The sequence below is a fragment of the Anabaena sp. PCC 7108 genome (genome assembly GCF_000332135.1).
Taxonomy (GTDB): domain Bacteria; phylum Cyanobacteriota; class Cyanobacteriia; order Cyanobacteriales; family Nostocaceae; genus Anabaena.
On sequence record NZ_KB235896.1, the window covers coordinates 2,443,643 to 2,464,406 of the forward strand.

Below are 20,764 nucleotides of genomic sequence, written 5' to 3' on the forward strand. Positions count from 1 at the left end.
ACACCTCTCCATGATTCCTATCGTTATTGAACAATCGGGTCGAGGCGAACGCGCCTTTGATATCTACTCACGGCTGTTACGTGAGCGCATCATCTTTTTGGGACAACAGGTTGATAGCAGTCTTGCTAACTTGATTGTTGCCCAATTACTGTTTTTAGATGCTGAGGACTCGGAGAAAGACATTTATATGTACATCAATTCTCCCGGTGGTTCGGTTACGGCGGGGATGGGGATTTTCGACACCATGAAGCATATTCGTCCCGATGTCTGTACTATTTGTACTGGACTAGCAGCCAGTATGGGTGCTTTTCTCCTCAGTGCTGGTGCTAAAGGTAAGCGAATGAGTCTACCCCATTCACGGATTATGATTCATCAACCTCTAGGTGGCGCTCAAGGACAAGCGACTGATATTGAAATTCAGGCGCGGGAAATTTTATACCACAAGAAACGGCTAAATGATTTTTTAGCTGAACACACAGGTCAGCCAATTGAGCGTATTGCTGAAGATACAGAACGTGACTTTTTTATGTCTCCTGAAGAAGCCAAGGAATATGGCTTAATTGATCAAGTGATTGACCGTCACGCTGCGGGTAGTCGTCCCATGGTTGTGGTGTAAGAGATTGCTGAGTGCTGAGTGCTGAGTTCTGGGTAAATTTTCCTCACAACTCACAACTCATGACTCAGTACTCATGACTCGGTACTCAGTACTCAGTACTCAGTACTCAGTACTCGGTACTCGGTACTCAGTACTCATGACTCAGTACTCAGTACTCTCTAAAACCCAGCAATAGGGTCTGGTTGCGATTTAAGATAGTTAAGAAAATTTAGTAACTCTTCTTCACTGAGTAGAGAGCGCCCTAGCTTCCCGTAGGTTTTTTTGAGAAATTCCCTTCCGTCTTCTTTAGTCCAGCCTAAACGCTCTATTTGCACATCTGTTTCGGCAATGACATCAGATAAATTAACAGGTTCATTTTTTCTCTTTCTTGTTCCCACAGCCAACTGTACACCAACATCTTCAGGCGGAGAATAACTGCGTGGGGTGAAGGGTGTAACATTACTGGGAGTAATTTCTGGTAAAGAAGAATGCTTGGATTCTTGGACTGATGATATCTTTAAGCTTTCTTCAGCAATATCAAGTTGTTGTTCTCTAGAAGTTTGTTCTGGAAAACGTTGGCTCAACCCTTGGTTGTGAGTTTCAGGGTTAGGTATTAGTGTATTGCTGGCTGTTGACCAATGATTACTGACAATATTCTTAGGGACTTGGCCGGACTCATGTGAGACATCTGTGGAATTTAAAGAGGGATTTAGCGGAACTGAGGAAATTGGTTTTGGGGTGAATGTACCTGTTTCCCTAGTGTTAGTGATTCCTAAAACCATTAATGCCCTGCTTCTGGCTTGGTCTTCAGCCACTTCTATGGTTTCTGCTCCTGCCATACCAGTGGAGCGGGTAATGCCTTCAACTTGTACAGTGACTCGGACGAGGTATTTTCCTTGAAAAATTTGTACTAATTCCGAGATAATACTGCCGTTGGGATACAAGCTCTGAAATTGAGCCAACATAATAGTGCCACCAATCTAAATCTGTTTAATTACTGGGTTGATGTTTTCTGTGTACAGAGGTAACATCCTTTCATGGAGTTGAAAATCCTGGTAGAAGATCACCAGTTTTGCTAAAGTCGGAAGTCACTTTAATTTTAGTTCTCCTCATAGGACTTCAGGGTACTTTTCGCGGTATGATCGTGTGTCACGATTGTAGCACCAGCTGTTTTTTGAGCAAATTTTTGGCTACTGTTGAGTAACTTAGGGTGTTCTTCCTTTCAATGCTATACTAATTACCCAATTCGATATCTAAAAGTATTTTCTGGAAGTACGCTCTAAATCTACAATGATAAGGATAAGGTTCGCCCTCACGGCTTGTTAAGCTGCTTACCTAATTGTTACCGATTCTACAGATGGGAAAATTAGGTTTATCGGCAGTTTCTCCTAGTTAAAATTCAGATTCTTATGGCGAAAAATCACCTTTAGTCTAGACAATCAGACACTTGTGCTTCTCGTAGGTATGAGATTTTTGGGTAGTATGGAGAGTTCTCTAAACCAAACCTCTCAAAAACCCATAGGGTAATTACCTGGTGAAGCAAAATTGAGTATCAGGAGTGCTTGGTAAGATTGTTTAGATAAAGAAAGTTTCACCCAGACAGATTCTGAGGGGGTCGTGCAGTGAGAAGTTCGAGCAGAGGCTGTCTCTGACATGATCTTCAGTAGCCTTGCCTTCTCTACAAGACGCTACGCATAGCTTGCTTCTTCACAGGAGTACAGATAATTCGTTTGTAGCAAATGTCTTCTGTCATCTGTGAGGGCATACAGGGAAGAACCAGATTAAACAACAGACACTTTAACGCCAGTGACAAGCCACTTGCTACAACTCTCTAGACTAGAGTAACGCAGTAGCTCATTAACGGAGGGGGACCTCCGCACGTAAGTGTCCTCAAAAAATGATGTTTTGACCAAAGGTCGGTTCACTGCATGGAATTTTCAATCGCTACACTCCTTGCCAATTTTACCGATGATAAATTGGTAGCTCGTAAAGTCTTGGAAAAGAAACTAGGTTGCGAGGATGAAGAAAGTCTAGAAAAACTTCACATTGCTTTGGAGGTGCTGGAAAAAGTAGGGCTGTTGGTGAAAGAACGGGGTAAATACCGTCGGGTGACAGAAGAGGGGTTAATTGAAGCAAAACTTCGTTGCTCTAGTAAGGGGTTTTGCTTTGCGATTCAAGATGTGGAAGGATCTGAGGATATTTACATCCGGGAAAGCCATTTGAGTAATGCCTGGAATGGCGATCGCGTTTTGGTCAGAGTTCTCAAAGAAGGTAGTCGCCGTCGTTCACCAGAAGGCGAAGTTAAGCTGATTTTGGAGCGTTCAAATCACACCTTGCTAGCACGAATTAAACAAGTAGAAGGTGGTTTTCGGGCTGTCCCCTTAGATGATCGTCTGCTGTTTGAATTGAAACTACTCACAAACGGCATGAAGTTAGATCAAGCAATCGATCACTTAGCCCATGTAGAAGTCCTGCGTTACCCTCTAGCTCAGTATCCTCCCTTGGGTCGCGTGGTACAAATTCTTGGTAGTGATGCTGAAGCGGCGGCTGATATAGATTTAGTAACTTGTAAACATGATCTGTCACGTAATTTTCCTGATACTGTCCTCGATGTCGCCGCTAAGTTACCCAAAAAGCTGCTGAAAGCAGATTTAAAAAATCGGGTAGATTTACGCAATTGGTTTACTCTGACAATTGAAGGTGTCAATGGTGACGACCGTGTAGTTGAAAATGCCTTTAGTTTGGAAAAAATCCCCAACAAACCTTGGCGATTAATTGTGCATATTACGGATCTTTCCCACTATATCCAACCAGATGAATCCTTAGATAGGGAAGCACTTAAGCGGGGAAGGTCAGTCTATCTGGGAGAATTAATTCTACCGATGTTACCAGATGCTGTCACAGAACGCTGTTCTTTATCACCTGGTAGCGATCATTTAGCTCTATCCTTTGTGATCACAATTGATCCCCAATCGGGAGAAGTGTTGGACTGGGAAATTCAACCTAGTGTGATCAATGTAGACACGGCGGTAAGTAAACAGCAAGCCGAAGCAATTCTTACAGGTAAATCGACAAAAGTAACTGCTGAAAGTATCGAGATATTACAGGACTTGGAAAGTTTAGCACAAGCGGCCAAACAAGGTCGATTAGCTCGCGGTAGCTTACAATTGAATCTACCACCTAGTCAAAATCCCTACTATGATGAGGGAGTGATGGGATCTGTGGTAGTCAATGATTTACCTGTGCGATCGCTGTTAACCGAGTTAGTGCTATTAGTAAATCAACTAATTGCAGATCACCTCAGCGCTTTGGGAGTTCCGGCTATTTGGCGAGTCCAAGGTACACCTGATACTGAAGATGTTCAGGAAATGCTGAAACTGGCGATGAATTTAGGTGTGGAATTGACATTAGAAGCGGATGTGGAGATCCAACCCTTAGATTATCAACACCTAACTGGAGCTTTTGCTGAATCACCATCTGAGCAGGTTCTCACCTATTTATTGCAAGATACCCTCAAGCCATCTGTATACACCACAACAAAAGGTTCTCACTTTGGTTTGGCGCTAACACAGTATCTCCACTTTAGCTCTCCCCTGCGGCGCTACCCTGATTTACTCATGCAAAGGGTATACCATGCACTATTAGAATACGGACGCGATCGCCGCAACACCCGTGTGAAAGAGCGTGTTAACCTGCGTCACTCCTCCAGTCATACAGAAATTAACTGGAACGTTCTCCCCCCAGAACTACAACAAGAACTCCAAAGTGATTTAACTAGAGTACTCGTCCAGATTAATGACAGAGAAAAAGAAGTCCAAGAAGCCGAAGCTGATTTAGCTGGACTACAAAAAGCTCAACTGATGAAGCAGCGCATTGGTCAAGTCTTTCCAGGGGTGATCACTGGTGTTCAATCTTACGGGTTCTTTGTAGAAATTGAAGTCCCAGCCCCAGAATTAGAAATTGCTTCCCAGCTGGGTACACCATTGCGAGTAGAAGGACTAGTACACGTTAGTTCTCTCAAAGATGATTGGTATGAATATCGTGCTAGACAGCAGGCTCTATTTGGACGCAAAAATCGCGCTTCCTATCGACTAGGCGATCGCGTTTCTGTACAAGTCAAGAGTGTTGATTACTACCGCCAGCAAATTGATTTAGTCACTGTTGGTGTGGATGGTGTCGCCAAAAATTTGGGAATTGGTGCAGAAAATCAAGATATGTCAGACATTTACTTACACAATGACCTTGAATCTCTTGACTTAGATCCCTATGCTGATGACGAGTAATTTTTTTGTGAACTAGCGTGCTTAATGACACAAAACCTTTAATTTTGGGCGTATCCGGTGCATCAGGTTTGATTTACGCCATCCGCGCTCTTAAATTTCTTCTTGAAGCAGAGTATACGATTGAACTAGTTGCCTCTAAATCAACTTACATAGTTTGGCAAGCAGAACAAGAAACTCGAATGCCAGCAGACCCAGAAGGGCAAGAGCAATTTTGGCGAGAACAAGCTGGAGTGGCACTTGCCGGTAAACTGCGCTGTCATCCTTGGAGTGATGTTGGGGCTGGTATCGCCAGTGGTTCCTTTCGGGCTTTAGGGATGATTATCATACCATGTAGTATGAGTACAGTAGCAAAACTGGCAGTTGGCTTGAGTTCCGATTTACTAGAACGAGCTGCCGATGTCCAGATTAAAGAGGGACGCAAACTGGTCATTGTTCCTAGAGAAACTCCTTTTAGCTTGATTCACCTGCGTAACTTAACAACCTTAGCAGAAACAGGAGTGAGAGTCGTCCCCGCCATTCCGGCTTGGTATCATCATCCCCAAACCATTGAAGATTTAGTTGATTTTGTAGTAGCCCGTTCCTTAGATCAACTGGACATCGACTGTGTTCCCATCCAGCGCTGGCAAGGTCATCGTTAAAACAGTAAACAGTTATCAGTTATCAGCTATCACTGTTTACTGATAACTGTTACAAAGGTTTCAGGACTATCTCCTAATCATCAAAACTTGAACTTCACGTCTCTACGAGACACTGCGGCAAATCTTTTAATCTCTTCTTTCTCTCTTTCTTCGTGTCCTTCGCGTCTTCGCGGTTCGTTTTGCATTTTCTTATGGCTGTAATTCGCTTAATTCTGTTGGTAGCCGTGCTGGGAGGATTAACACTGTTGTTAGTTCAAAATTTATCGCCAGCCCTCCCATTGGTATTTTTGGGGATGCGGACTCAAGCATTACCATTAGCTTTGTGGATTTTCCTGAGTATTGCCACTGGTGCTTTCACATCTATATTAATTAACACTTTATTAAAATTCACTAATTATGTATCGGCTCAACAGGTGCAAACCACTTCTCCCCAATCACCTGTAAATTCAAGGCGTGTGAGAACAACTCCCAGAAAAGAATCTACACCTTCTCCTAGCAGTCCACCACCCGCGACTAGTAAACCCGATTACACCACTAGGGAGGAATTTGATGATTGGGAAACAAACTCCACTAATAATGATTGGAATTTTGAAGAACAACCACAGACAGCCAGCACCAAAGCTTCTGAATCTCAACCTGGATCTGTTTACTCTTACAATGCTCAAGAACCTAAAAATACTGGTGTGGGAAAAACTGAATCTATTTATGATGCTGATTACCGAGTAATTATTCCTCCTTATCAACCGTCAACTACTCACCAAGCAGATGATGATGATTGGGATTTTTTTAAAGACGACGACTTTGAGGATGAAGATGAAGGCTCTCGCCGATAAGCTGAACAATTAATAATTCATCCTACTTGATATAGCAACAGACAGGGCGGTTAGGACACCAACTGCTGATCAAACCTAGACATCAAAAGACTCTTCAGACTGTCACCTGTCACCTGCCATACCACACTTCTCCCGTGATTCCTGCTTGATTTTCCCGGTCATAGCAGCTTCCTGCAAAGTCATGAAGGCATTAAAGTCTTCCAAGTTGTACTGGGTAGTTAAAAGTTGTCTCAGTTGGTTTTCCGCTTCTACAGTTAAATAACCAGTTGTCAAAGCTGTTTGCACAACGTCTAGAATTCGAGTCATAGCTGAAACCTCATTCATAATTCATACCAAGTCAATTGATGGGAGTTTAGTCTAATGAGAAAGGCTTGTTTGTCGAAAATGGAAATTTGAGTTATTTTTTACACCTTGCTCGCGATATTCAAGTAATTAAGGCTGGGTATTAATCCAGTTGAGACGAAAAAACCGCCTGAGAGAAAAACTCGATTCACTCACTAGATGAAGTTGGATTTTTATATTGACAGAATTTATTTCCTTAAAGTTTCAAACAAGTTATATGAAATTTACGTTAAGCCTAAGAATACCTAAGTAGTAAATAAGAATGCACCTAACAATCGTTATAAATTTCGTTATAAATTTATCGTTTGTTTATTCTGACTTTACATAACAAACGTTAGTATATCGCTAATATAACTGTAAATATACTAATAATAATGATGGTGATAATGAGTTCTCAAGTGGTGGAAGAAGAATTTATAGAAGCACAGAAAAATTGGGACTTAGAGAAATTATACCTAGATTTAGGTTCTGCAAAGAGAAAAGCCTTAACACCTGTGGAAAAGAAATTCCTGAGAGGGTTGCTTTGTGGTTGTAGTCCTGCGGAAATAGCAAAAAGAGTTTATCAAAGTCGCAGTAGCAGTACAGTCAGAGTTTATTTGTCGAATGGATTGTATAAATACATAGAGGATATGCTGAGTACTCAAGCCGGATACTCAGTCAAGGTGAAAAACTGGAGTCATGTAACTCATTTATTAGAAAAAGCTGGGTATAAAAAAAATTGGGTGGAATTAAACCCAAGCATCACTTTGATTCAAGATACTAAAACGCAAGAAACCGATTTAATTGCTGCTACATCCCCAAAGATTCAAGATTGGGGTGAAGCCGTTGATGTCAGCGGCTTTTGTGGAAGGAAGACAGAATTAGACACAGTTTCTGAGTGGATTTCACAACAGCACTGTCGGTTAGTTGTAATTTTGGGGATGGGTGGAATTGGTAAAACTGCTTTTTCCATCAAGTTAGCAGAGGGGATTCAAGATCAGTTTGAATATGTAATCTGGCGATCGCTACATCTATATCCATCAATAAATGAGATGTTAAGTAATATCATGCAGATATTGTCGCCAACCCTAGAAATAGATCAGACAGCAACTCTCAACAGCCGGATTTCTCAACTGATTAATAGTTTACGCAATGTTCGTTGTCTTTTGGTCTTAGATGATGTTGACTCAATTTTATCTAGTGTAGGAGACGAAACCTCCGTACCATCTTCTACTATAGGTAATACACTTGATGGTCTTTCCCCGATTCGGTATCATCCTGGTTATGAAGGCTATGGTGAATTGATTAGAAGGGTGGGAGATTCCCAACATCAAAGTTGCTTATTATTAACTAGCCGGGAAAAACCGCCGGAAATTGCGGCGATTGAAGGAAAAAAATTACCTGTTCGTTCTTTCAACTTGACTGGTTTAAACAAGAAAGAAAGCCTGGTTATCCTTAAAGCTAAAGGATTCGCTGAGTCTCAATATCCAGAATGTAGTGTATTAATTGACTACTATGCGGGGAATCCATTATTTTTAAAGTTGGTTGCGACTACTATTCAAGATTTGTTTGGTGGTAGTATCTATGAGTTTCTGGAACAGGGTACTTTAGCATTTGGTGATATTCGCCAGATTTTAGACCAGCAGTTCTATCATTTGTCAGAGTTAGAGATATCTATTATATATTGGCTGGCACTCAATCCAGATTGCACTTCTATACATAATGTGCCGAGTAATATTATCCCTGGTTTGTCACCAAGATTGGCACAAAGATTAATTCTGGAAACGATAGAATTACTGCAGCGGCGATCGCTCATTGAGAAAAATAAAGTGCTGACAGATACTTATCCTACACCTCCCCTCATCAACAGCCAACTATTTTCTTTAGCGCCTGGCATAGTTTTAAGGGACTATATAATCGAACGCTTAATGGTAGAAAATTTTAAATCTCATCTAGCCACAGAAAGTAACTTATTGCTACGTAATCCCATTGTGGCGGCACAATTGAAAATTGACATGAAAAAAAGTATTGTTAATAGCAAGGTTTAAATAATTCGTAATTCGTAATTCGTAATTCGTAATTCGTAATTCGTAATTCGTAATGGGGATTTAACCCCAACACAAAACTTACCGGTTATGGAACTGGGGGACTTAAACCCACGGAACTTGATAGAATAAATAATAAAACTGGAGTAAAGAGACTTGGCGAATAACTTATTAAAAGGAGTCAACCTATATTTAATTGGGATGATGGGTGTAGGTAAGACCACAGTAGGACGCTTACTAGCACAGCAAATTGGTTATGGGTTTTTGGATACTGATGATGTCATAATTAAAGCTGTCGGAAAATCCATTAATGAGATATTTGTTGATGAAGGTGAAGCAGCATTTCGCCAGTTGGAGAGTGATATTCTCGCTCAAGTTTGTGCTTATACTCAGTTGATTATAGCCACTGGTGGGGGGATTGTACTCAAGCGAGAAAATTGGGGCTATTTGCATCATGGGTTGATTGTGTGGCTGGATGTACCAGTAGAAATACTGATGAATCGGTTAAGAGAAGATCAGACAAGACCTCTTTTACAAGATTCTCACCCTGAAGATAAATTGCTATTGCTCCTTGAACAACGCCAATCGCTTTATTCCCAAGCCGACTTACATATTACCATCACCGAGACAGAAACACCAGAACAAGTCGCCACAAGGATATTCACAGCAATTAAGAGCATTATCAAAACTGAAAATTCTCAGCAACAAAATTGATCTGAGGAAATTTTGTGATCTTAAAGTTGCTAAAGTTTTTGATCATGTAATCACCTGACATCCAAAATTGGAAGATTCTTATGATGGTCAACGATACCGAGTATATCAGGCAAGCTGAAGCTAATCGCGTTGAAATCCTCAGCGAAGCACTACCTTACATTCAAAAATTTGCAGGTCGCACCGTTGTTGTTAAATACGGAGGTGCAGCCATGAAAGATAACACCCTCAAAGATAAAGTTATCCGCGACATTGTATTTTTGTCCTGCGTCGGATTACGACCAATTTTAGTACATGGTGGTGGACCAGAAATTAACAGTTGGTTAGGTAAACTGGGGATTGAGGCACAGTTTAAGAACGGTTTGCGCGTCACCGATGCCGCGACAATGGATGTGGTAGAAATGGTGTTAGTCGGTCGAGTCAATAAAGAAATTGTCTCCTTGATTAACCAAGCTGGTGGTATGGCTGTGGGACTGTGCGGTAAAGATGGACACTTAATCACCGCTCGTCCTCAAGGTGATCAAGGTATTGGCTTTGTTGGGGAAGTTAGCAATGTGAATATCAAGATTTTAGATACTTTGTCTAAAAATGGTTATATTCCTGTGGTTTCTAGCGTGGCTGCTGATGATAGCGGACAGGCTTATAATATTAACGCTGATACAGTCGCAGGGGAAATCGCTGCTGCACTAGGTGCGGAAAAATTGATTTTGCTTACCGACACGAGGGGGATTTTAAAAGATTATCAAGATCCTTCCACCTTAGTCGCCAAAGTAGATATTCCTGAAGCTCGTGAATTAATTGCCAATGGTACAGTCAGTGGGGGTATGATTCCTAAAGTAACTTGTTGTGTGCGATCGCTCGCCCAAGGAGTTAAAGCCGCACACATCATTGATGGCCGTATTCCTCACGCCCTGCTGTTGGAGATATTCACAGATGTGGGGATTGGAACAATGATTCTGGGTTCTCAGTTTAAATAAAAATTTGCTCATTGGTGATTGGTAATTGGTGATTGGTAAGACTCTAATCTGTTTGTTCTTCTTAATTGCCTATTACAAATCACCACCAATGTCCTATGTCCAAGAACAATGACTACAGAAAGTTTAGAAATTGCCAAATCTCGTTACGAAACTGGAAAACTTGCTTTTGAAAATGGACAATATCGGGAAGCTGTAGAAAATCTGGAAAAAGCCAGCGTCTTGTTAGCAAGAAATACACGCTTTGCTGGTGAAGTAGATATTTGGTTAGTCACTGCTTATGAAGCTGCGGGAAGGACTGATGATGCGATCGCACTTTGTCAACAACTTCGTCGTCATCCCCACTATGAAACCAAGAAACAAGCACGGCAGTTAATCTACATCTTACAAGCTCCTAAGCTAAAAAGACCCAAGGAGTGGATGACAGAAATCCCCGATTTAGACGCAATTTCTGATCACGACTCCAAAAGGTTTGTCACCGCTACACCTAAAAAATCTACCCCCAGACAGAAGTCCACAGAACCAGAATATGTTGATCTCAGCACAGTCAATACAAGAGATAATAGTTTTATCTGGGTAGCGTTAATTGCAGTTGGTTTAACTATTTCTTATCTAGTTTGGTTAAGTTTTTGAGAGATGATCAAATCATGAATATATCTAATTTACAAAAAAATGTATTATCGTTGATTAAAGCATTTACTTTCATGTTCATTAAAACCAAAATAAAACCTATTTTATGGTTTGTAATATCTGCCACTTTCATGTTATCTGGTTGCGTTCAATATGATTTAGGAATTAACTTTAACAATACCAATAATGGCGAAATAGTACAGCATATTCAGTTATCTGAGAAATTAACCAGCTTTAGCGGTGATTATATCTGGGAATGGTTAAATAGTTTAGAACGTCGCGCCCAAAAATTAGAAGGTTCAGCAAAGCGGATTTCTCCAGAAGAACTAATTGTCAAAATTCCCTTTAGTAACGTTAGAGAATTACAAGAAAAGTTTAGCGGATTTTTCAACTATCGCACTGAAAAAAATTCTAATCAAGTCCCCCAAGATTCAGAAATACCAACAATTTCTTCCAACTTACTAGTAGAGGAAAACAATTTTTTACTATTATCAAGAAATCGGTTAATTTATGATTTAGATTTGCGTTCCCTTTCTGCACTTACCAGCAAAGGAAACGGTTTAGCTGGTCATGGTTCAATTATCAACTTAGACTTTAACTTACAGACACCTTGGGGAGTTAAAAACATTCAACAAACCGAAGATGCTATCAAACCCGAAAAGCATGGAAATCAATTAGTTTGGAAACTTAAATCTGGTGAATTAAATCATATAGAAGTAGTTTTCTGGCTTCCTAACTTATTAGGTATTGGTACTTTGATAATTATTCTGTTTGTTTGGGGTGGTTTTTATTTGCGATATACATTATTACCTGAACCAGAATTATCAGGATTAAAGGATTTGTGATCTCGTTCCCAGTCTCAGACTGGGAATGCAATCATAGAGTCTCTGACTCTACTCTTACCAAAAAATTCCAAAAAGCATTTATACGTTGGGTTGTGGAACGTGAACCTTCGCAAAGCAATAGAAACAAACCCAACAAATGCGTCGGGTTGCGCTGCGGCTTAACCCAACCTACAAAAAATGGACAAGGTATTGACACATTTATGTTTTTTCTTAATCTTATCAAAGATTAAATTTCAGCCCTATGAAATATAGTCTATTTCTTATTTTACGTCTTTACTTTTATTTATTACGACTTAAGCAAGAAAAACAGTTCAAACTTTCAAGCTAATTTTAAATATGAAAATCCTATAGATTATACACATCCATAATACCATAAAAAGTCAAGAGGTCAAGAAGCTAATAAAATCGTTCTATTATTGACACCATTCTCAATATTATTGATAATCAACCTACCTTATTCTCAATAACTATTGTAGTGGACTTTTTTTTGATAAAGCGAATCAAAAAGCTTATAAATTGAACCAGAAACTTGTAATAAGTAGTTTACGTAATTTCTTCCGATATTGTTGTATATATTAAAAACATCAAAGTATCTATCCCTGGCCTTCAGCCCTAATGGTAGAACTTTGGTGAGTGGAAGTGATGACGGCACTATTAAAATTAGAGTAGTCACAATCAGAACAAGATCCCCGACTTCTGACTTGAATTTGTTGTTGATTTTTAGGTTTGAAAATAGAAGTCGGGGATCTGGGTAGGAAAACCAAGATTACAAGATATAGGAAGAAAACGCAAAATCTCTCTAAAACCTCTTTCCTTCGTGTCCTTTGCGTTCTTCGTGGTTCATTCTTCCATGACTTGTGCGTAACCAACCATCATCAAATAACATCCTGTAAATCCTGTAATCCTGTACATCCTGATTCAGACAAAAAAGATTAAACTATAACTTATATCCTATTTACAGGATTGAGAAATAATGACAACAGTAATTAATCAATCCCTCACCTTAGATGAATTTCTCAAACTACCAGAAACCAAACCTGTTAGAGAATATATCAACGGTGAAATTATTGCCAAACCAATGCCAAAAGGTAAACATAGCCGCTTACAATTAAAACTTTGTAATCGTATTAACGATATCACCGAAGCCGAAAAAATCGCTTATGCTTTTCCTGAGTTGCGTTGTAGTTTTGGTGTGCGTTCCGTAATACCTGATATAGCAGTTTTTAAATGGTCTGGTATTCCCTTTACTAATGATGGAGAAGTCCCTAATGATTTCTTTCTTCCTCCAGATTGGACAATTGAAATTCTGTCTCCTGAACAAAATTCAAATCGAGTGATAGATAATATTTTATATTGTTTAAATCATGGTTGTTTATTAGGTTGGTTAATAGATCCAGAAGACCGTTCTATTTTAATTTTTCGTCCCCATCAACAACCGGAATTGTTACGAGGTGATCAGAATTTACCAATGTTAGAGGGAATTAATTTACAATTAAAAGTTAATCAAGTATTTGGTTGGTTGAAAATGGGTAGTTAAAGGATATCCAAATTGTTTCTGATTTTAACATTTAAAATCCTGTAAATCCTGTATCCCTTACGGGAGGCGAAAGCCATTTCTGACAACCTATAAGTAACTATATGATTCTACAAACTCACCCAACTCAAAAAACACCCATTGTTACCTGGGAACAACTTCCCGCTGATTTTATTTTACCTGACGACCCAGTGGAAAATATTCAACAACCGCCTTTAGCTGCTGCATTAACCGATGCTTTAGGTGCAGCAGGACGCATCCTCCCACAAATGCTGATTGGCTCTAATTTTGGACTTGTAGCCACTTTAAACAAAAAAATCATTGTCAAAGACCCCGACTGGTTTTATGTGCCACAGGTGCATCCTGTAGCTGCTGATGTGGTGCGTCGCAGTTATACTCCCAACTTAGAAGGGGAAGCGGTGGCTGTAGTGATGGAATTTCTTTCCGATACAGAAGGTGGAGAGTTATCAGTACGTTCCACACCACCTTATGGAAAGCTGTATTTTTATGAACACATTCTCAAAGTTCCTACTTATGTCACCTATGATCCCTACGAACCCAGTTTAGAAGTCCGCTGTTTGCAAAATGGAGAATACACCAAACAACAAGCGGATACTAATGGGCGTTTTTGGATTCCTGAGTTAGAGCTATTTTTAGGAATTTGGCCAGGTGAAAGATTATGTCAAACCATGAACTGGTTGCGGTGGTGGAATAGGGAAGGAAATTTGCTACTTTGGAGTAGCGAACAAGCCGAACAAGAACGCCAACGTGCAGAACAAGAACGCCAACGGGCTGATTTATTAGCAGCTAAGTTACGAGAACTAGGTGTTGATCCTAACACAATTGTATAATTACTATTCCCTATCACTTATCACCTATCACCTGTCACCTATTCATTAAGGTGATAAACGTTCTATTTTCCAACTGCCATCATTTAACCGAGTATAAAGCAACCTGTCATGTAAACGGCTAGAACGTCCCTGCCAAAATTCAATTTCCTGGGGAATTACCCGAAAGCCTCCCCAATGAGGTGGTCTAGGAACTTCCTGATTTGCATATTGGCGTTGAAATTCTTGTAATTGTGATTCTAAAACTTCTCTACCGGAGATTACCTCACTTTGATTAGAAGCCCATGCACCTAAGCGACTATTATGGGGACGTACCTCAAAATAGCCATCAGACTCTTCTGGAGAAATCTTTTCTACAGTTCCCACAATTCTCACTTGACGTTCTAATTCAGCCCACCAGAAAACCAAAGCCCCATAAGGATTTTTGGCAATTTCTTGTCCTTTGTGACTATTGTAGTTAGTGAATAAAACAAAACCCCGTTCGTCAAAATTCTTCAGTAATACCATTCTCGCCGAGGGTTTACCATCTGGGGTAGATGTAGCCAAAGTCATGGCATTAGGTTCAGGTAATTGTGCTAAAGTTGCCTGATTAAACCAATTTTTAAATTGTATAAAAGGATTAAGGTCAATTTGATTTTCACTCAAATCTTGCAATGTATAGTCTTTGCGAAGGTTAGCTATGCTTTGATCCATAGGTTTTTATTTCCTGATCATTGGATACGTTTATACAATTCTGGGAGAAAAATATCTATCATGGAAATTAATAGCAATGCCAGATTGACAAATTTTCTTTATTGTTCTCAAGATGCGCCGTTCAGCCTCTGTCCAAACTCTGTTAATTTATGGTCTGAGTGGTCCGATTATCGCTCTCAATGTCTGGCTACTGTCTGTGCTTTTTAGTTATTTTCAGCATCCAATTACTATTCTTAGTATTGCGGCAATTCTGGCTTTTTTACTCAATTATCCGGTGAAATTATTTGAGAGAGTGCGAATTACACGCTCTCAATCAGTAATAATCGTCCTAATTATTACTTTAACCTTATTGATTATTTTAGGTGTTACCCTCGTACCGATAGTAATTGAGCAAACAATCCAACTTTTAAATAAGATTCCTGATTGGTTGGCCTCCAGTCAAGCCAACCTGGAGAAATTGCAGATTATAGCACGTCAAAGAAGGATAAATATTGATTTAAGCTTAGTAACTAATCAAGTCAATGCTAATATTCAAAATTTAGTGCAACAGATAGCTTCCGGTGCAGTTGGGTTTGCGGGGACGCTGTTGTCAGGATTATTTAATGTAGTATTAGTATTTGTACTGGCGTTTTATATGCTGTTATATGGCGGCCGTGTCTGGTCTGGTTTAGTGAATCTTTTACCATCTAGTATCGGTATCCCTCTAACTAAATCTTTACAGCTAAATTTTCAGAATTTTTTCCTCAGCCAACTACTACTGGGGTTATTTATGGTTATCACCCTGACACCAATTTTTCTATTTCTGAGAATACCTTTTGCGCTGTTATTTGCGATCGTTATTGGTATATCTCAACTTATTCCTTTTATTGGAGCATCTTTAGGCATAGGTTTAGTTACACTTTTAGTACTACTACAAAATTGGTGGTTAGCCTTTCCAGCAGCAGTAGCAGCAATGATCATGCAACAAATTAAAGATAACCTCTTAGCTCCTAAGTTGATGGGTGACTTTATCGGACTTAATCCCATCTGGATTTTTGTCGCTATTTTAATGGGGTTTGAAATTGCTGGCTTGTTGGGAACTCTGGTGGCTGTGCCAATTGCTGGTACTATCAAAGGCACATTCGATGCTATCAAAAATAGTAAGCATAATAACTTTGTATCAAATTTTACGGTTGAATATGATTCTCCACCTGATACAGATCATTAAAATAATTCGTAATTCGTAATTCGTAATATTTCCTGCAGAAGCGCTATGCCTAAGGCACACTGCCTGAACGCTAACGTAATTCGTAATTAAGTTGTGTCAATACAAATCCTATCTGTTGAAAGACAAATCTAAAATCTAAAATCTAAAATCTAAAATTGATGGATGCTACCGAGCTACTGGAAACAATTACACGTCTTATTCATCAAGCTGAACAAGGGGAAATAGATCCTTGGGATGTACAGGTAATTTCGGTGATTGACCGTTACTTAGAACTAATGTCACCAGAAGTAACAGCCAGAGGCTATGAATCTGACTTGTCTCAATCTGGACAGGCTTTTTTATCAGCATCAATGCTTGTCTTATTTAAAGCAAATACATTAATGCAATTGTCAACAGTAGACAATGCGGAAGAAGATGTTATAGATGAGATGATAACAGGTGAAGATGGCATATTATCTCCTGTTCATCGTCTGCAATTAGAACGACACCTACGTCGTCGTCCAGCAGCAATGCCACCACCAAAACGCCGAGTAACTCTGCAAGAACTAGTCAAGCAATTGCAGATTATGGCTAACCAGCTGAAACTGGTAGAGAAAGTCAGCAAGCCTCACCGTCCCAAGCGTCAGCCTAGTATGCGAACCATGCGGGAAGCACTAGAATTAGCTCACCAAGAAAATCTGACGGAAGTAGCTGTAGAACTAGAAGAGATGTTGCATCTATCTGCAAAAGAGCTAAATTTAGAGGAACATTATTTGAATCTAGAACAACTTGTAGAGTTGTGGATACAGACAAAAAAACCAGATAAAAATGGCGATTCCCATGACTCAGAACAGAGTCAGCTAGTCAGCATTTTTTGGGCATTACTACTGCTGTCGGCTCAATCCAAAGTAGAGCTATTTCAAGAAGAATTTTATCAGGAGATTAAAATTCGCTTACCAACAGGTAACAGGGAATTTCCGATAGGACTTTAAACCCAGATAGGTAAATGATATCATGTGCAGTTAATACCTATCATCAAGCCTAATATCAATTTACTGAATTTAAAGATACAAATGAATATCCACTTCTCCTTCTCCGTCTGTCTATTTGTATAAATCTTAAAATGAAATGATATGACATTTTGACACGGACTGTTTTTTAATCAGCAATTAGCCAGAATTGATATAACTAGAGGTAATCTTGTTTAAACACGCTATATATGAATTTACTGAACTTTTGCACCAGTAAAACCCAGAATCCGATTAAATTTAAAGGATAACTGGATAATCATCTAGCTATAGCCTTAGTTAGAACAAAATAAAAACTGATGATTAAGTATCACTCGATGAAAGTAAACTGGCTTGGGGTTGAGGAATAAAATTTTATGAAAGCGATGATTCTCGCAGCAGGTAAGGGTACACGTGTTCGTCCTATTACTTATACTATTCCCAAACCGATGATTCCCATCCTGCAAAAACCAGTGATGGAATTTTTACTGGAACTTTTACGCCAACATGGATTTGACGAAATTATGGTCAATGTCAGCCATTTGGCTGAGGAAATAGAAAATTATTTCCGTGACGGTCAGCGGTTTGGCGTGCAGATTGGTTATTCTTTTGAAGGAAAAATTGATGATGACGGTAAACTTGTAGGGGAAGCAATCGGCTCGGCTGGAGGAATGCGTCGCATCCAAGACTTTTCACCATTTTTTGATGATACCTTTGTGGTATTATGCGGCGATGCATTGATTGATTTAGATTTAACTGCGGCAGTAAAGTGGCATAAGTCCAAGGGGGCAATTGCGACTATTATTACGAAGTCTGTCCCCAAGGAAGAAGTCTCTAGCTATGGGGTAGTTGTAACAGACGAAGATAATCGCGTCAAGGCTTTCCAAGAAAAACCCTCCACAGAGGAAGCTCTCAGTACTAATATCAACACAGGTATTTACATTTTTGAGCCAGAAGTGTTTGACTATATTCCTTCTGGGGTTGAGTTTGATATTGGTGGTGAATTGTTTCCAAAACTTGTGGAAATTAATGCGCCTTTCTATGCTATTCCCATGGATTTTGAATGGGTAGATATTGGAAAAGTCCCAGATTACTGGCGGGCGATTCGGGGTGTGTTGCTAGGGGAAATCAAAAATGTGCAAATTCCCGGTCATGAAGTGGCTCCTGGTATTTACACTGGTTTGAATGTAGCTGTGAATTGGGACAAGGTGGATATCACTGGTCCAGTTTATATTGGCGGTATGACTAGAATCGAAGATGGAGCGAAAATAATCGGACCGGCGATGATTGGTCCTAATTGTTGGATTTGTAGTGGTGCAACTGTAGACAACAGTGTGATTTTTGAATGGTCACGCTTGGGACCGGGTGTGCGTTTGGTAGATAAGCTGGTGTTTGGACGTTATTGTGTAGATAAGACAGGAGCAGCAATTGATGTCCAAGCTGCGGCTTTAGACTGGCTGATTACTGATGCTCGTCAAACACCACCAGCTGATACTCCCATAGAACGTCAAGCGATCGCTGAATTGTTAGGGACAAATTCTATTTAGGGATTGGGTAATGGGTAATAGCTTTTCTAATTACCCATTACCAATTACCAATTCCTAACTATTCAAATACGTATATCTCGTGAGACTTTGTTCATAGGTTTGTAACAATCTCTGAGATTCGGCTAGGGTAATGCGCTTTTCTTCTAAGGCTTTTTCACAACGTTGGCGGATGTTTTCTACCATATCTTCTGAGTCGTACTGCACGTAGCTAACTACTTCACTCATGGTATCTCCCTTGACGACGTGTTCAATTTGGTAGCCTTTGGGGGTTAATTGGATATGAACGGCGTTGGTGTCACCAAAGAGGTTGTGTAAATTGCCCATGATTTCCTGGTAAGCTCCATTGAGGAACATTCCCATATAATATGGTTGTCCAGGCACGAATTTGTGCAGTTCTAGAACTGATTTGACATCACGCAAGTCGATAAAACGGTCAATTTTACCATCACTATCACAAGTCAAGTCTGCTAAGATTCCTCGCTGTGTGGGTTCTTCATCTAGCTTGTGTATGGGCATAATCGGAAATAGTTGATCTATTGCCCAACAATCAGGTGCTGATTGAAATACGGAAAGATTAATGTAATATATGGAAGCCATGATTTTTTCTAGGTCTTCCAATTCGTCGGGTACGTATTCCTGCTGTCTGGTGATTTTGAGAATTTTCTGACAACAAGCCCAGTAAAGACGCTCGGCTTTAGCACGTTCTTTGAGGCGCAAAATGCCTAAGTTAAAGCGGCTAATTGCTTCTTCTTTAAATTGTGCAGCGTCGTGGTAAAACTCCTGATAGTTCTCTTGGTTGATGGATTGGTAGGTTTCCCAAAGGTAATTAATAATTGGCGATTCGCCCTCTTGTGGAGGTTCTGGAAGTTCAAGGGGGACATCGCTAGTACTAAGAACATCAAAGATGAGAACTGATTGATGAGAAGCGATCGCTCTACCACTTTCACTAATCAGTGTAGGTACGGGTATTTGCCGTTCAGCACAAGTATCTTTTAACTCTGCCACGATATCATTGGCATAGTTTTGCATATTATAGTTTTTCGAGGCGTAGAAGTTGGTTTGAGAACCGTCATAGTCTACACCCAATCCACCACCAACATCCAGATATTTCATATCTGCCCCCAGCATCGCCAACTCTACGTAGATGCGGCTGGCTTCTTGGATCGCATCTTTAATCACATTAATGGCGGAGATTTGTGAACCGATATGGAAGTGCAGCAATTGCAAAGAATCGAGTAAGTCAGCTTCTCGTAACTTATCAACCGCTTCCATTATTTCTGGAATTGTTAATCCAAATTTAGCGCGATCGCCGGTGGAAGTTCCCCAACGCCCCATTCCTTGGGTACTGAGTTTAGCCCGTATCCCCAAAATCGGCTTAATTCCCAATTGACGGTTAGCAGCAATTACCAAATCGACTTCTTCGATCTGTTCTATGACAATAATTGGTATTTGTCCTAACCGTTGGGATAACATTGCTGTTTCAATGTATTCTCGGTCTTTGTAGCCATTGCAAATTAACAATGCTCCAGGAGTATCTAGCAAAGCCAGCGCAATCATTAATTCTGGTTTAGAACCAGCTTCTAGCCCAAATTGATGAGGTTTGCCAAAACGGACTAAATCTTCAATTAAGTGGCGTTCCTGGTTGCATTTAACGGGAAACACACCACGATATACTCCAGGGTAGTTATAGCGAGCTATGGCTTTAGCAAAACAGGCATTCAACCGCTCAATCCGATCTTCTAAAATATCGGAAAAGCGAATTAACATGGGCAGTCCCAAATTGCGCTGTTTTAAAGAATTAACTAATTCAAATAGGTCTAGAGAACCCCCGCGATCACCCTTGGGAGAAACTGTAACATGACCAGCAGCATTAATGGAAAAATAAGGCTTGCCCCAACCTTCAATTCGGTAGAGGTCTTCACTGTCTTCAATTTTCCAAGAACGAGGTAAATCTTCTGTACTTGTACTAGGTGGCAGTTTTTTTTGTTTCTGGCTTTTTAATTCCGATTTATGCCCGTTGGCAGGCATTTTCACAATCTCATCAGCGGTTGATTCAACACCCATTTCTTCCTGA

The 20,764-nt window shown here is 40.0% G+C and carries 19 protein-coding genes; 15 read left to right on the forward strand and 4 right to left on the reverse strand.

What is annotated here, in order from left to right; all coding sequences use genetic code 11:
- Window positions 1-10 precede the first annotated feature (10 nt).
- Window positions 11-616 (forward strand): ATP-dependent Clp endopeptidase proteolytic subunit ClpP, encoded by a 606-nt coding sequence (gene clpP, locus ANA7108_RS0111775; protein ID WP_016950995.1) that lies wholly within the window; start codon window positions 11-13, stop codon window positions 614-616.
- A 158-nt stretch (window positions 617-774) separates the two neighbouring features.
- Here the strand turns inward: clpP and ANA7108_RS0111780 are convergent, their stop codons facing one another.
- On the reverse strand, window positions 775-1,560 hold the full coding sequence (locus ANA7108_RS0111780) for a hypothetical protein (protein WP_016950996.1): 786 nt from the start codon (window positions 1,558-1,560) through the stop codon (window positions 775-777).
- Between the two features lie 963 nt (window positions 1,561-2,523).
- On the opposite strand from ANA7108_RS0111780, the gene ANA7108_RS0111785 reads away from it, so the two are divergent.
- The 3 genes from ANA7108_RS0111785 to ANA7108_RS0111795 all read left to right on the forward strand — a co-directional run bounded on the left by ANA7108_RS0111785 (window position 2,524) and on the right by ANA7108_RS0111795 (window position 6,349).
- On the forward strand, window positions 2,524-4,878 hold the full coding sequence (locus ANA7108_RS0111785) for a ribonuclease R family protein (protein WP_016950997.1): 2,355 nt from the start codon (window positions 2,524-2,526) through the stop codon (window positions 4,876-4,878).
- Window positions 4,879-4,895: 17 nt separating this feature from the next.
- A complete protein-coding gene (locus tag ANA7108_RS0111790; protein ID WP_016950998.1) occupies window positions 4,896-5,516 on the forward strand; it encodes a flavin prenyltransferase UbiX in 621 nt (206 codons plus the stop codon).
- A 191-nt stretch (window positions 5,517-5,707) separates the two neighbouring features.
- Entirely contained in the window at window positions 5,708-6,349 is a 642-nt protein-coding gene (locus ANA7108_RS0111795) for a hypothetical protein (protein ID WP_016950999.1), read from the forward strand.
- A 102-nt stretch (window positions 6,350-6,451) separates the two neighbouring features.
- Here ANA7108_RS0111795 and ANA7108_RS0111800 read toward each other — a convergent pair whose 3' ends face one another.
- Window positions 6,452-6,655 (reverse strand): hypothetical protein, encoded by a 204-nt coding sequence (locus tag ANA7108_RS0111800; protein WP_016951000.1) that lies wholly within the window; start codon window positions 6,653-6,655, stop codon window positions 6,452-6,454.
- Window positions 6,656-7,068: 413 nt separating this feature from the next.
- Here ANA7108_RS0111800 and ANA7108_RS0111805 point away from each other — a divergent pair, with 413 nt between their 5' ends.
- The 8 genes from ANA7108_RS0111805 (at window position 7,069) to ANA7108_RS0111835 (ending at window position 14,260) form a co-directional block, all read left to right on the forward strand.
- Window positions 7,069-8,718, forward strand: a complete 1,650-nt coding sequence (locus ANA7108_RS0111805; protein WP_026104136.1) for an NB-ARC domain-containing protein — start codon at window positions 7,069-7,071, stop codon at window positions 8,716-8,718.
- 198 nt (window positions 8,719-8,916) lie between these two features.
- Window positions 8,917-9,429: a shikimate kinase gene (locus ANA7108_RS0111810; protein ID WP_042491010.1), complete on the forward strand. Its 513-nt coding sequence runs from the start codon at window positions 8,917-8,919 to the stop codon at window positions 9,427-9,429.
- 80 nt (window positions 9,430-9,509) lie between these two features.
- On the forward strand, window positions 9,510-10,403 hold the full coding sequence (argB, locus tag ANA7108_RS0111815; RefSeq protein WP_192815410.1) for an acetylglutamate kinase: 894 nt from the start codon (window positions 9,510-9,512) through the stop codon (window positions 10,401-10,403).
- 108 nt (window positions 10,404-10,511) lie between these two features.
- On the forward strand, window positions 10,512-11,033 hold the full coding sequence (locus ANA7108_RS0111820; RefSeq protein WP_016951004.1) for a tetratricopeptide repeat protein: 522 nt from the start codon (window positions 10,512-10,514) through the stop codon (window positions 11,031-11,033).
- Between the two features lie 14 nt (window positions 11,034-11,047).
- Entirely contained in the window at window positions 11,048-11,875 is an 828-nt protein-coding gene (locus ANA7108_RS0111825) for a DUF3153 domain-containing protein (protein ID WP_016951005.1), read from the forward strand.
- 566 nt (window positions 11,876-12,441) lie between these two features.
- Window positions 12,442-12,630, forward strand: a complete 189-nt coding sequence (locus ANA7108_RS29600) for a WD40 repeat domain-containing protein (RefSeq protein WP_255345028.1) — start codon at window positions 12,442-12,444, stop codon at window positions 12,628-12,630.
- Between the two features lie 218 nt (window positions 12,631-12,848).
- Window positions 12,849-13,412, forward strand: coding sequence for a Uma2 family endonuclease (locus tag ANA7108_RS0111830; protein WP_016951006.1), 564 nt, complete (start codon window positions 12,849-12,851; stop codon window positions 13,410-13,412).
- 101 nt (window positions 13,413-13,513) lie between these two features.
- On the forward strand, window positions 13,514-14,260 hold the full coding sequence (locus ANA7108_RS0111835; RefSeq protein ID WP_016951007.1) for a Uma2 family endonuclease: 747 nt from the start codon (window positions 13,514-13,516) through the stop codon (window positions 14,258-14,260).
- A gap of 45 nt (window positions 14,261-14,305) precedes the next feature.
- On the opposite strand, the gene pdxH is transcribed toward ANA7108_RS0111835, so the two are convergent.
- On the reverse strand, window positions 14,306-14,950 hold the full coding sequence (gene pdxH, locus ANA7108_RS0111840) for a pyridoxamine 5'-phosphate oxidase (protein WP_016951008.1): 645 nt from the start codon (window positions 14,948-14,950) through the stop codon (window positions 14,306-14,308).
- A 112-nt stretch (window positions 14,951-15,062) separates the two neighbouring features.
- Between pdxH and ANA7108_RS0111845 the strand changes: the two genes are divergently transcribed.
- The 3 genes from ANA7108_RS0111845 (at window position 15,063) to ANA7108_RS0111855 (ending at window position 18,690) form a co-directional block, all read left to right on the forward strand.
- Complete coding sequence (locus tag ANA7108_RS0111845; protein WP_016951009.1) at window positions 15,063-16,157, forward strand: AI-2E family transporter; 1,095 nt, start codon at window positions 15,063-15,065, stop codon at window positions 16,155-16,157.
- A 158-nt stretch (window positions 16,158-16,315) separates the two neighbouring features.
- On the forward strand, window positions 16,316-17,128 hold the full coding sequence (locus ANA7108_RS0111850; RefSeq protein WP_016951010.1) for a segregation/condensation protein A: 813 nt from the start codon (window positions 16,316-16,318) through the stop codon (window positions 17,126-17,128).
- 392 nt (window positions 17,129-17,520) lie between these two features.
- Window positions 17,521-18,690 carry a sugar phosphate nucleotidyltransferase gene (locus ANA7108_RS0111855; protein ID WP_016951011.1) on the forward strand — a complete coding sequence of 390 codons (1,170 nt, stop codon included), beginning with the start codon at window positions 17,521-17,523 and terminating at the stop codon, window positions 18,688-18,690.
- A 54-nt stretch (window positions 18,691-18,744) separates the two neighbouring features.
- Here the strand turns inward: ANA7108_RS0111855 and speA are convergent, their stop codons facing one another.
- Complete coding sequence (gene speA, locus ANA7108_RS0111860; RefSeq protein WP_016951012.1) at window positions 18,745-20,754, reverse strand: biosynthetic arginine decarboxylase; 2,010 nt, start codon at window positions 20,752-20,754, stop codon at window positions 18,745-18,747.
- Window positions 20,755-20,764: the final 10 nt, after the last annotated feature.

Bases quoted from the DNA above. Each gene is read 5' to 3' on its own strand.
- clpP (WP_016950995.1), top strand. From the start codon at position 11: ATGATTCCTATCGTTATTGAACAATCGGGTCGAGGCGAACGCGCCTTT.
- ANA7108_RS0111780 (WP_016950996.1), bottom strand. From the start codon at position 1,560: ATGTTGGCTCAATTTCAGAGCTTGTATCCCAACGGCAGTATTATCTCG.
- ANA7108_RS0111785 (WP_016950997.1), top strand. From the start codon at position 2,524: ATGGAATTTTCAATCGCTACACTCCTTGCCAATTTTACCGATGATAAA.
- ANA7108_RS0111795 (WP_016950999.1), top strand. From the start codon at position 5,708: ATGGCTGTAATTCGCTTAATTCTGTTGGTAGCCGTGCTGGGAGGATTA.
- ANA7108_RS0111800 (WP_016951000.1), bottom strand. From the start codon at position 6,655: ATGACTCGAATTCTAGACGTTGTGCAAACAGCTTTGACAACTGGTTAT.
- ANA7108_RS0111805 (WP_026104136.1), top strand. From the start codon at position 7,069: ATGGTGATAATGAGTTCTCAAGTGGTGGAAGAAGAATTTATAGAAGCA.
- ANA7108_RS0111810 (WP_042491010.1), top strand. From the start codon at position 8,917: ATGATGGGTGTAGGTAAGACCACAGTAGGACGCTTACTAGCACAGCAA.
- argB (WP_192815410.1), top strand. From the start codon at position 9,510: ATGATGGTCAACGATACCGAGTATATCAGGCAAGCTGAAGCTAATCGC.
- ANA7108_RS0111820 (WP_016951004.1), top strand. From the start codon at position 10,512: ATGACTACAGAAAGTTTAGAAATTGCCAAATCTCGTTACGAAACTGGA.
- ANA7108_RS0111825 (WP_016951005.1), top strand. From the start codon at position 11,048: ATGAATATATCTAATTTACAAAAAAATGTATTATCGTTGATTAAAGCA.
- ANA7108_RS0111830 (WP_016951006.1), top strand. From the start codon at position 12,849: ATGACAACAGTAATTAATCAATCCCTCACCTTAGATGAATTTCTCAAA.
- ANA7108_RS0111835 (WP_016951007.1), top strand. From the start codon at position 13,514: ATGATTCTACAAACTCACCCAACTCAAAAAACACCCATTGTTACCTGG.
- pdxH (WP_016951008.1), bottom strand. From the start codon at position 14,950: ATGGATCAAAGCATAGCTAACCTTCGCAAAGACTATACATTGCAAGAT.
- ANA7108_RS0111845 (WP_016951009.1), top strand. From the start codon at position 15,063: ATGCGCCGTTCAGCCTCTGTCCAAACTCTGTTAATTTATGGTCTGAGT.
- ANA7108_RS0111850 (WP_016951010.1), top strand. From the start codon at position 16,316: ATGGATGCTACCGAGCTACTGGAAACAATTACACGTCTTATTCATCAA.
- ANA7108_RS0111855 (WP_016951011.1), top strand. From the start codon at position 17,521: ATGAAAGCGATGATTCTCGCAGCAGGTAAGGGTACACGTGTTCGTCCT.
- speA (WP_016951012.1), bottom strand. From the start codon at position 20,754: ATGGGTGTTGAATCAACCGCTGATGAGATTGTGAAAATGCCTGCCAAC.